The organism is Polynucleobacter sp. Nonnen-W13, assembly GCF_018881735.1.
GTDB lineage: Bacteria > Pseudomonadota > Gammaproteobacteria > Burkholderiales > Burkholderiaceae > Polynucleobacter.
The window spans coordinates 61750-75180 of record NZ_JACVPU010000001.1; the positions used below are offsets into that span (position 1 = coordinate 61750).

Annotated in this window: 10 protein-coding genes, 6 tRNA genes, 3 rRNA genes and 1 pseudogene; 19 read left to right on the plus strand and 1 reads right to left on the minus strand. The window is 47.3% G+C overall.

Going from position 1 to position 13431, the window contains the following annotated elements:
* Positions 1-24: 24 nt before the first annotated feature.
* The 3 genes from ICN27_RS00295 to ICN27_RS00305 are packed head-to-tail and all read left to right on the plus strand — an operon-like array spanning position 25 to position 1679.
* Positions 25-627 (plus strand): phosphoheptose isomerase, encoded by a 603-nt coding sequence (locus ICN27_RS00295; RefSeq protein ID WP_215308677.1) that lies wholly within the window; start codon positions 25-27, stop codon positions 625-627.
* Positions 628-654: 27 nt separating this feature from the next.
* On the plus strand, positions 655-1302 hold the full coding sequence (locus tag ICN27_RS00300) for a BON domain-containing protein (protein WP_215308678.1): 648 nt from the start codon (positions 655-657) through the stop codon (positions 1300-1302).
* Between the two features lie 23 nt (positions 1303-1325).
* A complete protein-coding gene (locus ICN27_RS00305) occupies positions 1326-1679 on the plus strand; it encodes a c-type cytochrome (protein WP_255534911.1) in 354 nt (117 codons plus the stop codon).
* On the opposite strand, the gene ICN27_RS00310 is transcribed toward ICN27_RS00305, so the two are convergent.
* Positions 1676-2335, minus strand: a complete 660-nt coding sequence (locus ICN27_RS00310) for a GNAT family N-acetyltransferase (RefSeq protein ID WP_216268562.1) — start codon at positions 2333-2335, stop codon at positions 1676-1678. The genes ICN27_RS00305 and ICN27_RS00310 overlap by 4 nt on opposite strands.
* 493 nt (positions 2336-2828) lie before the next feature.
* On the opposite strand from ICN27_RS00310, the gene ICN27_RS00315 reads away from it, so the two are divergent.
* From ICN27_RS00315 to rplL, 16 genes and pseudogenes are all read left to right on the plus strand, one after another.
* A 16S ribosomal RNA gene (locus ICN27_RS00315) occupies positions 2829-4361 on the plus strand.
* Between the two features lie 58 nt (positions 4362-4419).
* Positions 4420-4496 (plus strand) — tRNA-Ile (locus ICN27_RS00320).
* A 30-nt stretch (positions 4497-4526) separates the two neighbouring features.
* Positions 4527-4602 (plus strand) — tRNA-Ala (locus tag ICN27_RS00325).
* 267 nt (positions 4603-4869) lie between these two features.
* Positions 4870-7743: ribosomal RNA gene (locus tag ICN27_RS00330) — 23S ribosomal RNA — on the plus strand.
* 109 nt (positions 7744-7852) lie between these two features.
* Positions 7853-7966, plus strand: a 5S ribosomal RNA gene (gene rrf, locus ICN27_RS00335).
* Together the 16S, 23S and 5S rRNA genes with 5 tRNA genes alongside form the textbook arrangement of a ribosomal RNA operon.
* A gap of 112 nt (positions 7967-8078) precedes the next feature.
* Positions 8079-8163 (plus strand) — tRNA-Tyr (locus ICN27_RS00340).
* 7 nt (positions 8164-8170) lie between these two features.
* Positions 8171-8244, plus strand: a tRNA-Gly gene (locus tag ICN27_RS00345).
* A gap of 21 nt (positions 8245-8265) precedes the next feature.
* Positions 8266-8340 (plus strand) — tRNA-Thr (locus tag ICN27_RS00350).
* Positions 8341-8407: 67 nt separating this feature from the next.
* Positions 8408-9598: an elongation factor Tu gene (gene tuf / locus ICN27_RS00355; RefSeq protein ID WP_215308680.1), complete on the plus strand. Its 1191-nt coding sequence runs from the start codon at positions 8408-8410 to the stop codon at positions 9596-9598.
* 12 nt (positions 9599-9610) lie between these two features.
* Positions 9611-9686, plus strand: a tRNA-Trp gene (locus ICN27_RS00360).
* A gap of 20 nt (positions 9687-9706) precedes the next feature.
* A complete protein-coding gene (gene secE, locus ICN27_RS00365; protein WP_215308681.1) occupies positions 9707-10084 on the plus strand; it encodes a preprotein translocase subunit SecE in 378 nt (125 codons plus the stop codon).
* A 7-nt stretch (positions 10085-10091) separates the two neighbouring features.
* Positions 10092-10664, plus strand: coding sequence for a transcription termination/antitermination protein NusG (nusG, locus tag ICN27_RS00370; RefSeq protein WP_215308682.1), 573 nt, complete (start codon positions 10092-10094; stop codon positions 10662-10664).
* A 156-nt stretch (positions 10665-10820) separates the two neighbouring features.
* Complete coding sequence (gene rplK, locus ICN27_RS00375) at positions 10821-11252, plus strand: 50S ribosomal protein L11 (protein ID WP_011901890.1); 432 nt, start codon at positions 10821-10823, stop codon at positions 11250-11252.
* Positions 11253-11254: 2 nt separating this feature from the next.
* Positions 11255-11956, plus strand: a complete 702-nt coding sequence (gene rplA / locus ICN27_RS00380; protein WP_046329371.1) for a 50S ribosomal protein L1 — start codon at positions 11255-11257, stop codon at positions 11954-11956.
* 235 nt (positions 11957-12191) lie between these two features.
* A pseudogene (gene rplJ, locus ICN27_RS00385) lies at positions 12192-12707 on the plus strand (50S ribosomal protein L10); the annotation flags it as partial.
* Positions 12708-12864: 157 nt separating this feature from the next.
* On the plus strand, positions 12865-13239 hold the full coding sequence (rplL, locus tag ICN27_RS00390) for a 50S ribosomal protein L7/L12 (RefSeq protein ID WP_011901893.1): 375 nt from the start codon (positions 12865-12867) through the stop codon (positions 13237-13239).
* Positions 13240-13431: the final 192 nt, after the last annotated feature.

Consider the following 13431-nt stretch of genomic DNA (forward strand, 5'->3'; position numbering starts at 1 on the left):
TCTAGTTTGGCGCATAATAATGCGATGGATAAAGATACCCTCGAACGTTTGCGCGCTCGCGCATCCCAACATTTTTTAGATAGCATTGCTGTAAAGCAAGCGGCTGAAAAAATACTTCCTGAGCAGGTTGCTCGCGGCATAGTCGCCATGACAGACTGTTTGCGTGCTGGCGGAAAAATAATGGCTTGCGGTAATGGCGGATCTGCTGCCGATGCCCAGCATTTCGCTGCCGAGCTAATTGGTCGCTTTGAGAGAGAGCGACAAGAGTTGGCTGCGATTGCATTGACGACCGATACTTCAATCTTGACTGCAGTAGGAAACGACTATAGCTATGACGAGATCTTTGTTAAGCAAGTGCGCGGCCTTGGAAAAAAAGGCGATATCTTAATTGGTATTTCTACTTCAGGAAATTCAAAAAATATAGTGAAGGCAATCGAGGCTGCAAAAAAGATGGGTATAAAAATTATTGCCCTGACTGGTAATGGCGGCGGAAAAATTGCAAGTCTATTGGATGCAGATGATATTCACCTCTGTGCACCCTCTACTCGTACCGCACGTATTCAAGAAACACATTTAGTTTTGCTCCACGCTCTGTGTGATGGCGTAGATCATTTATTGCTCGATTAATAGCATCACTAATCAGAAAGTTCGTATATGAGAAATACACTCACCATCAAATTACTTGCAGCGATTTTGATTTCCACATTCTTATCGGGTTGCGGAGTCCTAGCCGTGGGTGGTGTTGTTGCGGGTGCAAGTGTTTTAGCAGATCGCCGTTCGCCTGCTGTACAGGCAATCGATAAAGGTATTGAGTTGGAAGCCGGCAATGCTTTAGCCAAACGTTATGGTGATGATGCGCATATCAACGTGACATCATTCAATCAAAAGGTATTGTTGACTGGTGAGGTGAAAGATGCCGATATTAAGAATCAAGCTGCCGCCTTTGTAAAGGCAATGAAAAACGCCCGCTCTGTTTTTAATGAATTGGCTATAGGGCCAAACAGCACCTTTACAGCTCGTGCCAATGATTCTTACCTTGAATCAAAAATTAAAACTCAAATGATTTTCACGGACAAACTCCCATCGAATTCAATGGCGATTGTTGCTGAAGGTAGCAGTGTTTATTTGCTGGGCATTCTGACGCAAAATGAGGCGGCGATTGCCAAAAAAGTCACTAGCAATATTGATGGTGTTAAAGATGTATACGTCTACTTCGATATTATTTCTGAGGCAGAAAAGACGCGCTTAGAAAAACAAGGCAAGGCAGATGAAGCGCAGCCAAACTCCATGCCAAAACAGTAGGGTGCTTTGATGGAGGGTGAGCAATGAATTTATCCATGCAACATCTGAAATCTTTTTTACTCACCACACTCTTCTTGCTATGCTCGCTAAACGCGAAGGCATCTAATGACGACACTAAAGCGGCTGTACTTGCAAAGCAAAATGCTTGCTTGGGATGTCATGCAGTTGATAAAAAAATTGTGGGCCCTAGCTTTCAATCCGTTGCAAAAAAATATGCAACCGATTCTGGCTCAACAGAATTTCTGAAAAATAAAATTCGCAAGGGCGGTTCCGGCTCTTGGGGTGTTGTACCGATGCCGGCAAATGCGAAATTAAGCGATGCGGATGTATCTATATTGACGAGTTGGATTTTGCGCGGAGCACCTAGCGCAAATTAAGTTGGGCGCGCGACTGGTTTTCCAAGAAGCCAAGACCAGGCATCGTTTGAGTGCTTCAAGTTTTCTTTAAGTGCGTAGTCAAAGTCAGCCCATTGCTCATTGGCTGCCTCTTCAACAATCGTGCCTGAATTTGCAGGCGGTAATTTCAGGTAAGCATCCGCATCACCATAGGCATACTCAACGAGCATCCCCGCCTTTTGTGCCAAATGCATCATCGCCCGGTTATTTGCCAGGCAATGTACGAATAAGATTTCAATACGAGTATTGCGTGAGTGCACTGAAGCGCGCGCTAATAAAGCTGTACCTATGCCCTGCCCCCTGCCATTAGGCAGCACTGATACGCCAAACTCGGCAGCTAGTGGCTGGCCTGCAGTTTTAGGTAAATATGCCAAATGAGCCATGCCAATCAGGTTAAGCTGGGAGTCAAAGCTACCAAACATCGTATCTCTATTGAAATTAAGGTTTTCTACATAGCGATGAATCACCTCATCAGGAGTTTGTGTGCCGAAGCGAAGATGACGATCCTCCTCATTCAGCAGCAAAAGATGCTGAAGAATGCGCTCTCTATGGCCAGCATGTAATTCGCGAACTGGCACGACTAAGCCTGCCGCATAGGGCTTGCTGGGTAAGTGACTATTTGCTAATTTATTGTGCATAGCAATATATTAGCAGAAATGAGAGCTAATTACAGGGTTTTCCCTAATCATCGCAAATGTAGATAAGGAAAGGCAATTAATAAAGTAAAAAGCTGAACAATTGCCCAGAATTTGCTACCCTATCCATAAAAACCCGTATATTTTTAAAAAAATTGAAAATATTTTCTATCTCCATCCCCTTGTTTTTAATGGGTTTATTTTAAAAGTAGGAAAAAACATCGCTATTTGATAGAAAAAGACTACGAAAGGTGTTGACTGACCCTGAAAAAGGGTATAAAGTCTCATCTCTCTGCTGCAACGTTTTATGGAATACAAAAAACGCGCAGCCCTCTTTAAAAATTAGTCAACCGATAATTGTGGGTACTAAGTGAAAGCATCAAGTCCTTCGGGACAGATGTAAATAAATAGTACTCATAGACAGTAAAAAGATTTGGTTTTATTACCAAGTCAATTTCTTGAATGAGTGCGACGATCCGCAAGGATCACAGGAATTAAACTGAAGAGTTTGATCCTGGCTCAGATTGAACGCTGGCGGCATGCCTTACACATGCAAGTCGAACGGCAGCACGGGTACTTGTACCTGGTGGCGAGTGGCGAACGGGTGAGTAATACATCGGAACGTACCTTATCGTGGGGGATAACGCAGCGAAAGCTGTGCTAATACCGCATACGCCCTGAGGGGGAAAGCGGGGGATCGAAAGACCTCGCGCGATTAGAGCGGCCGATGCCTGATTAGCTTGTTGGTGGGGTAAAAGCCCACCAAGGCGACGATCAGTAGCTGGTCTGAGAGGACGATCAGCCACACTGGGACTGAGACACGGCCCAGACTCCTACGGGAGGCAGCAGTGGGGAATTTTGGACAATGGGGGAAACCCTGATCCAGCAATGCCGCGTGAGTGAAGAAGGCCTTCGGGTTGTAAAGCTCTTTTGTCAGGGAAGAAACACCGGCTCTAACACAGTCCGGGAATGACGGTACCTGAAGAATAAGCACCGGCTAACTACGTGCCAGCAGCCGCGGTAATACGTAGGGTGCAAGCGTTAATCGGAATTACTGGGCGTAAAGCGTGCGCAGGCGGTTATACAAGACAGGCGTGAAATCCCCGGGCTTAACCTGGGAATGGCGCCTGTGACTGTATAGCTAGAGTGTGTCAGAGGGGGGTAGAATTCCACGTGTAGCAGTGAAATGCGTAGATATGTGGAGGAATACCAATGGCGAAGGCAGCCCCCTGGGATAACACTGACGCTCATGCACGAAAGCGTGGGGAGCAAACAGGATTAGATACCCTGGTAGTCCACGCCCTAAACGATGCTGACTAGTTGTTCGGGATTTACATCCTGAGTAACGTAGCTAACGCGTGAAGTCAGCCGCCTGGGGAGTACGGTCGCAAGATTAAAACTCAAAGGAATTGACGGGGACCCGCACAAGCGGTGGATGATGTGGATTAATTCGATGCAACGCGAAAAACCTTACCTACCCTTGACATGTCACTAACGAAGTAGAGATACATTAGGTGCCCGTAAGGGAAAGTGAACACAGGTGCTGCATGGCTGTCGTCAGCTCGTGTCGTGAGATGTTGGGTTAAGTCCCGCAACGAGCGCAACCCTTGTCTTTAGTTGCTACGCAAGAGCACTCTAAAGAGACTGCCGGTGACAAACCGGAGGAAGGTGGGGATGACGTCAAGTCCTCATGGCCCTTATGGGTAGGGCTTCACACGTCATACAATGGTGCATACAGAGGGTTGCCAACCCGCGAGGGGGAGCTAATCTCAGAAAATGCATCGTAGTCCGGATCGTAGTCTGCAACTCGACTACGTGAAGCTGGAATCGCTAGTAATCGCGGATCAGAATGTCGCGGTGAATACGTTCCCGGGTCTTGTACACACCGCCCGTCATACCATGGGAGTGGGTTTTGCCAGAAGCCGTTAGCCTAACCGCAAGGAGGGCGACTGCCACGGCAGGGTTCATGACTGGGGTAAAGTCGTAACAAGGTAGCCGTATCGGAAGGTGCGGCTGGATCACCTCCTTTCTAGAGAAAGATGCTGGAGCTCTAGTGCCCACACTTATCGGTTGACAATAAAAGCCACGGGTCTGTAGCTCAGCTGGTTAGAGCACTGTGTTGATAACGCAGGGGTCGTAGGTTCAAGTCCTACCAGACCCACCACCAGCCAGAAACAAGATTTAGTGGGACGTTGGGGGATTAGCTCAGCTGGGAGAGCACCTGCTTTGCAAGCAGGGGGTCGTCGGTTCGATCCCGTCATCCTCCACCATCATCTAAATGTCAAAACTAAGCGAATATTTAATCGTTTAGTTTTGCCATTTATGGCTGTTCTTTAAAAATTTGAGTAAGCAAAGTGTCAAATGTTTCTTTGAGAGGACATTTGACAATGTAATAAGGGTAAAGATTGAATCATCAATCAGTAATACAAACGAGTTTTACCAAGTTCTTTAACAAGTACTTACAGTTTGGATTACGGCAAACATGTCAGAAGTAGAAGTAAACCTGTAACAGGTACTAGCAATGGTGCTCGTTATAGGATCAAGTGAATAAGTGCACATGATGGATGCCTTGGCGATTACAGGCGACGAAAGACGTTATAACCTGCGATAAGCCCCGGGGAGCTGGTAAATAAGCTTTGATCCGGGGATTTCTGAATGGGGAAACCCACCACTTTTGTGGTATCCATACCTGAATACATAGGGTATGAGAAGCGAACCTTGTGAACTGAAACATCTAAGTAGCAAGAGGAAAAGACATCAACCGAGATTCCCAGAGTAGTGGCGAGCGAAATGGGAACAGCCTTCTAGTGATAGCTCAGTAATTAACAGAACGGAATGGAAAGTCCGACAATAAAGGGTGATAGTCCCGTATGTGAAAATTATTGGGTGGTACTAGGCTAGAGACAAGTAGGGCGGGACACGTGAAATCCTGTCTGAATATGGGGGGACCATCCTCCAAGGCTAAATACTCGTAATCGACCGATAGTGAACAAGTACCGTGAGGGAAAGGCGAAAAGAACCCCGGGAGGGGAGTGAAATAGATCCTGAAATTGTGTGCATACAAACAGTAGGAGCCTCGTAAGGGGTGACTGCGTACCTTTTGTATAATGGGTCAGCGACTTACATTCAGTAGCAAGCTTAACCGAATAGGGAAGGCGTAGCGAAAGCGAGTCCGAATAGGGCGCTAGTTGCTGGGTGTAGACCCGAAACCAGTTGATCTATCCATGGCCAGGTTGAAGGTGCGGTAACACGTACTGGAGGACCGAACCCACTAACGTTGAAAAGTTAGGGGATGAGCTGTGGATAGGGGTGAAAGGCTAAACAAAACTGGAAATAGCTGGTTCTCTCCGAAAACTATTTAGGTAGTGCCTCGTGTATCACTGTAGGGGGTAGAGCACTGTCATGGTAGTGGGGTCCATTGCGGATTACTGCGCCATAGCAAACTCCGAATACCTACAAGTGCAAGCACGGGAGACAGACATCGGGTGCTAACGTCCGGTGTCAAGAGGGAAACAACCCAGACCGCCAGCTAAGGTCCCTAATATATGCTAAGTGGGAAACGAAGTGGGAAGGCTAAAACAGTCAGGAGGTTGGCTTAGAAGCAGCCATCCTTTAAAGAAAGCGTAATAGCTCACTGATCGAGTCGTCCTGCGCGGAAGATGTAACGGGGCTAAGCATATAACCGAAGCTGCGGATCACAGTAATGTGATGGTAGGAGAGCGTTCTGTAAGCCTGTGAAGGTGTCTTGTAAAGGATGCTGGAGGTATCAGAAGTGCGAATGCTGACATGAGTAGCGATAAAGGGGGTGAAAAGCCCCCTCGCCGTAAGCCCAAGGTTTCCTGTTCAACGTTCATCGGAACAGGGTGAGTCGGCCCCTAAGGCGAGGCAGAGATGCGTAGCTGATGGGAACAAGGTTAATATTCCTTGACCATTGTTAGATGCGATGGGGGGACGGATCGCGGAAAGTTGTCCGGGTGTTGGAAGTCCCGGTTCTTGCGTTGGAGATGGCTATTAGGTAAATCCGGTAGCGTAATTCAAGGGCGTGAGACGAGCGAATTTATTCGCGAAGCAATTGGAAGTGGTTCCAAGAAAAGCCTCTAAGCTTCAGTCTAACAAGACCGTACCGCAAACCGACACAGGTGGGCGAGATGAGTATTCTAAGGCGCTTGAGAGAACTCAGGAGAAGGAACTCGGCAAATTTGCACCGTAACTTCGGGATAAGGTGCGCCCTGGTAGTTTGACCCTGTACAAGGGGAGGACGAAAGGGTTGCAATAAAAAGGTGGCTGCGACTGTTTAATAAAAACACAGCACTCTGCAAACACGAAAGTGGACGTATAGGGTGTGACGCCTGCCCGGTGCTGGAAGATTAAATGATGGGGTGCAAGCTCTTGATTGAAGTCCCAGTAAACGGCGGCCGTAACTATAACGGTCCTAAGGTAGCGAAATTCCTTGTCGGGTAAGTTCCGACCTGCACGAATGGCGTAACGATGGCCACACTGTCTCCTCCTGAGACTCAGCGAAGTTGAAATGTTTGTGATGATGCAATCTACCCGTGGCTAGACGGAAAGACCCCATGAACCTTTACTGTAGCTTTGCATTGGACTTTGAACCGGTCTGTGTAGGATAGGTGGGAGGCGTTGAAAGCGGGATGCTAGTTCCGCTGGAGCCAACCTTGAAATACCACCCTGGTTTGTTTGAGGTTCTAACCTTGGCCCATTATCTGGGTCGGGAACAGTGCATGGTAGGCAGTTTGACTGGGGCGGTCTCCTCCCAAAGTGTAACGGAGGAGTACGAAGGTACGCTTGGTACGGTCGGACATCGTACCTAAAGTGCAATGGCAAAAGCGTGCTTAACTGCGAGACCGACAAGTCGAGCAGGTGCGAAAGCAGGTCATAGTGATCCGGTGGTTCTGTATGGAAGGGCCATCGCTCAACGGATAAAAGGTACTCTGGGGATAACAGGCTGATACCGCCCAAGAGTTCATATCGACGGCGGTGTTTGGCACCTCGATGTCGGCTCATCTCATCCTGGGGCTGTAGCCGGTCCCAAGGGTATGGCTGTTCGCCATTTAAAGAGGTACGTGAGCTGGGTTTAAAACGTCGTGAGACAGTTTGGTCCCTATCTGCCATGGGCGTTGGAGATTTGACGGGGGCTGCTCCTAGTACGAGAGGACCGGAGTGGACGTACCGCTGGTGTACCTGTTGTTTCGCCAGAAGCATCGCAGGGTAGCTATGTACGGAAGAGATAACCGCTGAAAGCATCTAAGCGGGAAACTTGCCTGAAGATGAGATCTCCCGTAGGTTTAACCTACATAAAGGGTCGTTGAAGACCACAACGTTGATAGGTCAGGTGTGGAAGCGCAGTAATGCGTTAAGCTAACTGATACTAATTGCCCGTTAGGCTTGATCCTATAACCAGCACTATTGTGTTGGATGTTTGCCAGATTTAATCTGCATCCTTAATTACATGCTTACTCAAATAGAGTTGTTGATGATTTATCAGCAACTCGACCCTCTACGCCCGGTGACCATAGCAAGTTGGAACCACTCCTTCCCATCCCGAACAGGACAGTGAAACGACTTTACGCCGATGATAGTGCGGATTACCCGTGTGAAAGTAGGTAACTGCCGGGCACCAATGCGACGCCCAGACCCTCTTAGGTCTGGGCGTTTTTACTTGTGCAAAGCGTTTTGAGGTTTAAGAGATTGACAATAACTCCATTTGGAGTCAAAATATTGGGTTCGCGGAGGGGTGTCCGAGCGGCTAAAGGAGGCAGACTGTAAATCTGTTGGCTATGCCTACGTAGGTTCGAATCCTACCCCCTCCACCAGAGATGTGCGGGATTAGTTTAATGGTAAAACAGCAGATTTCCAATCTTCGGTCAAGAGTTCGATTCTCTTATCCCGCTCCAGTTTTAGCAGTATTTGTATTTGCCCATGTGGCTCAGTGGTAGAGCACTCCCTTGGTAAGGGAGAGGTCGGCAGTTCGATCCTGCCCATGGGCACCATGGCTTTAGCAGTAAATATTTTAATTTCGTGTGTTGGTTTAAGAGTTAACTAAAGGCAGACAAAAAAATGGCAAAAGAAAAGTTTGAGCGGACAAAACCGCACGTAAACGTTGGCACCATTGGTCACGTTGACCACGGTAAAACCACATTGACAGCAGCGATCGCAACTGTGCTTTCTAAGGCATTCGGTGGCGAAGCAAAAGCATACGATCAGATCGATGCTGCTCCAGAAGAAAAAGCACGCGGTATTACGATTAATACAGCACACGTTGAGTACGAGACAGCCAATCGTCACTACGCACACGTGGATTGCCCAGGACATGCTGACTACGTTAAGAACATGATTACTGGTGCTGCTCAGATGGACGGCGCTATTTTGGTTTGCTCTGCAGCTGACGGCCCAATGCCACAAACTCGTGAGCACATCCTCTTGGCACGCCAAGTGGGTGTTCCCTACATCATCGTATTTTTGAACAAGTGCGATATGGTGGATGACGCTGAATTGTTAGAGTTAGTTGAAATGGAAGTTCGTGAGCTTTTATCTAAGTACGACTTCCCAGGTGATGACACACCAATCGTTCAAGGTTCTGCTAAGTTAGCACTTGAAGGCGACGAAGGCCCATTGGGTAAAGAAGCCATCATGAAATTGGCTGAAGCATTAGATACCTACATCCCAACTCCAGAGCGTGCTGTTGACGGTGCGTTCTTGATGCCAGTAGAGGACGTGTTCTCTATCTCCGGTCGCGGTACTGTTGTTACAGGTCGTATCGAGCGCGGTATCGTGAAGGTTGGTGAAGAGATTGAAATTATCGGCATCAAGCCAACACTCAAGACAACTTGTACTGGTGTTGAAATGTTCCGCAAATTGCTCGACCAAGGTCAAGCAGGCGATAACGTGGGTATCTTGTTACGCGGTACAAAACGTGAAGAAGTTGAGCGCGGCCAAGTATTGGCTAAGCCAGGTTCAATCACCCCACATACTCACTTTACAGCCGAGGTGTACATCTTGGGTAAAGACGAAGGTGGCCGTCATACACCATTCTTTAACAACTATCGTCCACAGTTTTACTTCCGTACTACGGACGTAACGGGTTCAATCGAGTTGCCAAAAGACAAAGAAATGGTGATGCCTGGTGATAACGTCACAATTACCGTCAAACTCATCGCACCAATCGCGATGGAAGAAGGTTTACGTTTTGCGATCCGTGAAGGTGGCCGTACTGTTGGCGCCGGCGTGGTTGCGAAGATTTTGGCTTAATAGATTTAATAAAGGGGTGTAGCTCAATTGGCAGAGCGTTGGTCTCCAAAACCAAAGGTTGGGGGTTCGATGCCCTCCGCCCCTGCCACGATTTAAACTGAAAGTTATATGTCTCAACAAACAGCAAGTCACTCTGAAGAAAAGAGCAGCTGGGTCTCCGGACTCGCTGCTTTAATCGTCGTTGCAGCGTTAGTTCTTTACTACACGTTGGCAGACCAATCTTTACTGATTCGTTTGGCTGTTTTGTTTGGCGGTATAGCAACTGCAGTTTTGATTGTGGCCCTGTCAGCAGATGGCCGTCGTTTTATCGCCTATGCTAAGGATTCTTGGTATGAAGTAAAAAAGGTTGTTTGGCCGACCCGCAAAGAGACGACCCAAATGACTCTAGTCGTATTTGGCTTTGTCGTGATCATGTCCTTATTTTTGTGGCTTGCGGACAAATTAATTGAATGGCTAGTTTTTTCAGTCTTTTTGGGCTGGAAGTGAGTAAAAAATGATTGATGCTGAATTGGTCTCAAATCCACAAGCTACTGGCAATATGCGCTGGTATGTAATTCATGCTTATTCAGGTATGGAAAAAAGCGTTAAAAGAGGCTTAGAAGAGCGTATTGCTCGTTCTGGTATGCCAGAAAAATTTGGCCGTATCTTGGTTCCATCCGAAGAGGTTGTAGAAATCAAGTCAGGCGCAAAATCTGTATCTGAGCGACGTTTCTTTCCAGGATATGTCTTGATTGAGATGGAAATGACGGACGAAAGCTGGCATTTGGTGAAAAACACGCCAAAAGTAACTGGTTTCGTTGGCGGTGTTCGTAATCGCCCAAGCCCGATTTCAACGGCAGAAGTATCCAAAATCATGGATCAAATGCAGGCTGGGGTAGATAAGCCTAAGCCCAAGACCTTATTTGAGGTCGGCGAGATCGTGCGAGTTAAAGAAGGTCCATTTGTTGACTTCAACGGCAATATTGAAGAAGTGAACTATGAGAAGTCAAGATTGCGCGTTTCTGTTACAATTTTTGGCCGCGGTACCCCAGTTGAGCTGGAGTTCGGACAAGTAGAAAAGATGTAAAAAATACCCAATTTAAGGGTGTTTTGTATCAAAAAGTAGTGGCATTAAGTGGTTAGTAATAACCGAGGAGCGGATCTAGAAAGCCAAAAACTAGTGAAGCGTTTACTCAACAGCGGTCTTACCTAATGAGGTTAGGCGCGCTTTTAGGAGCAATCAATGGCAAAGAAGATCATTGGCTTTATCAAACTGCAGATCCCTGCAGGTAAAGCAAATCCATCACCTCCCGTAGGTCCAGCATTGGGTCAACGCGGCCTCAATATTATGGAGTTTTGTAAGGCGTTTAATGCTCAAACTCAGAGCATGGAACCTGGCCTGCCAATTCCAGTCGTGATTACAGCGTTTGCTGACAAGAGCTTCACTTTCATCATGAAGACTCCTCCAGCAACCATCATGATTAAGAAGGCTGCAAAGATCGAAAAAGGATCACCACGTCCGCATACTGATAAGGTAGGAAAAATTACACGTGCTCAAGCAGAAGAAATTGCTAAAGCAAAAATGCCAGATTTGACAGCTGCCGATATGGACGCTGCTGTACGAACAATCGCTGGTAGCGCCCGCTCAATGGGCATCACAGTGGAAGGTCTCTAATCATGACTAAGTTATCTAAGCGTTTAAAAGCAATCGAATCTAAAGTTGATCGCAATAAGTTTTATGCATTAGAAGATGCATTAAACCTCGTTAAAGAGTGTGCAACTGCTAAGTTCGATGAGTCTATCGACGTTGCAGTTCAGTTGGGTATTGATGCCAAGAAATCTGACCAAGTTGTGCGAGGCGCAGTTGTACTCCCAGCCGGTACAGGTAAGCATGTTCGTGTAGCGGTATTTGCACAAGGCGAAAAAGCTGAACAAGCTAAAGCCGCTGGTGCTGAGATCGTTGGCATGGAAGACCTCGCTGATCAAATCAAAGGCGGAAAAATTGACTTTGATATTTTGATTGCATCCCCAGACACAATGAAGATTGTTGGTACTTTAGGTCAAGTATTGGGCCCACGTGGTTTGATGCCGAATCCAAAAGTCGGAACGGTTACTCCTGACGTTGCTACTGCAGTTAAGAATGCAAAAGCAGGCCAAGTGCAATTCCGTGTGGACAAAGCCGGTATCGTGCACGCAAGCATTGGCCGCCGTTCATTCGAGCCAGCTGCATTGAAATCAAACTTGCTCGCATTGCTTGAGGCTTTGAACAAGGCTAAGCCACCTGCATCTAAGGGTATTTATTTAAAGAAGGTTGCCGTAAGCAGCACCATGGGTGCAGGCGTACGTGTAGACCAAGCATCGATACAGGCGGCGCAGTAATCCGTTTGTAGCAAAAAGAACTTTGGGTCGACTCCTGCTCTTTGAGTGAGAGTCGAACATCAAAGACCGTTGGTGAATTATTTGCTTACTCAGAAGTAATTCTTAATCGTTACGAAAGTAATAGCCAGCGCAGATGGCGACCCTGAAAAGATTTCACAAGATTCACTTGTGATAAATGATCAGACGCTGGTGTGTAACCCCAACTGGAAACAGTTGGTTTTTTAGGAGTTAAACCGTGCCTTTGAATGTACAAGACAAAAAAGCGATTGTTGCTGATGTCGGCGCTCAATTGGCTGGAGCTCAAACAGTCGTGCTCGCTGAATACCGTGGTATTCCAGTAGAGCAGTTGACAAAGCTACGTGCTAGCGCACGTGACCAGGGTGTATATCTTCGCGTTTTGAAGAACACATTGGCACGCCGTGCTGCACAAGGCACACAGTTTGAGCCTCTTGCTGATTCGATGGTTGGCCCCTTGATCTATGGCATTTCTGCTGATCCGATTGCTTCGGCAAAAGTACTGCAGAACTTTGCTAAGACTCAAGACAAGCTAGTCATTACTGCTGGCTTATATAACGGCAAGTTGTTGGACGTAGCGGGCGTTAAATCCCTCGCGTCTATTCCAAGCCGCGACGAGTTGTTATCTCAGTTGTTGGGCGTGATGTTGGCCCCAGTATCTGCAATGGCTCGCGTATTGGGCGCAGTAGCAGCGCAAAAATCAGCCGGAGCACCTGCTCCAGTTGCAGCACCTGCAGTTGAAGCAGCAGCCCCAGCAGAAGTAGTTGCTGAAGCCGCCGCTCCAGAGGCAGCTGCTGAGCCTGCAGCCGCAGCCCCAGAAGCTGGAACAGAAACACCGCAAACCCCTGCCGCTGAATAAGCGCAGATTAACTATTAAGTATTAGGAGCTAAAAATGGCGATTACCAAAGAAGAAATCATTGATGCAGTAGGTAGCATGTCCGTAATGGATTTGAACGACTTGGTTAAGGCGTTCGAAGAGAAGTTTGGCGTTTCAGCTGCAGCGATGGCTGTTGCTGGTCCTGCTGGTGCTGCTGGTGGCGCTGCTGCTGAAGAGCAAACAGAATTTACTGTTAATTTGCTCGAAGCTGGCGCAAACAAAGTTTCAGTAATTAAGGCTGTTCGCGAAATCACTGGCCTTGGCTTGAAAGAAGCTAAAGACTTAGTTGATGGTGCTCCAAAGCCAATCAAAGAAGCTGTTGATAAGAAGACAGCTGAAGAAGCTAAGAAGAAGCTTGAAGAAGCTGGCGCTAAAGCAGAACTCAAGTAATACAAACTCAGTTAGTGCCCCTCAAAAAGGGGTGCTAGCCCTGTTGGGTTTGACCATTAGTGGTCAAACCCGATTTCATTTCTGATTGAAATCGGGTTTGCCTTCTGATACGACTGCAGAATGCAAGTTTGGTCGGACACTGGATCTAAGCGATTTAGTGTTGTCCGCCAGTGATTGGTAGTGGCCAATCGC

What these genes read in the sequence shown, in the direction of transcription:
- ICN27_RS00295 (WP_215308677.1), top strand. Translation starts at nt 25, where the DNA reads ATGGATAAAGATACCCTCGAACGTTTGCGCGCTCGCGCATCCCAACAT.
- ICN27_RS00300 (WP_215308678.1), top strand. Translation starts at nt 655, where the DNA reads ATGAGAAATACACTCACCATCAAATTACTTGCAGCGATTTTGATTTCC.
- ICN27_RS00305 (WP_255534911.1), top strand. Translation starts at nt 1,326, where the DNA reads ATGAATTTATCCATGCAACATCTGAAATCTTTTTTACTCACCACACTC.
- ICN27_RS00310 (WP_216268562.1), bottom strand. Translation starts at nt 2,335, where the DNA reads ATGCACAATAAATTAGCAAATAGTCACTTACCCAGCAAGCCCTATGCG.
- tuf (WP_215308680.1), top strand. Translation starts at nt 8,408, where the DNA reads ATGGCAAAAGAAAAGTTTGAGCGGACAAAACCGCACGTAAACGTTGGC.
- secE (WP_215308681.1), top strand. Translation starts at nt 9,707, where the DNA reads ATGTCTCAACAAACAGCAAGTCACTCTGAAGAAAAGAGCAGCTGGGTC.
- nusG (WP_215308682.1), top strand. Translation starts at nt 10,092, where the DNA reads ATGATTGATGCTGAATTGGTCTCAAATCCACAAGCTACTGGCAATATG.
- rplK (WP_011901890.1), top strand. Translation starts at nt 10,821, where the DNA reads ATGGCAAAGAAGATCATTGGCTTTATCAAACTGCAGATCCCTGCAGGT.
- rplA (WP_046329371.1), top strand. Translation starts at nt 11,255, where the DNA reads ATGACTAAGTTATCTAAGCGTTTAAAAGCAATCGAATCTAAAGTTGAT.
- rplL (WP_011901893.1), top strand. Translation starts at nt 12,865, where the DNA reads ATGGCGATTACCAAAGAAGAAATCATTGATGCAGTAGGTAGCATGTCC.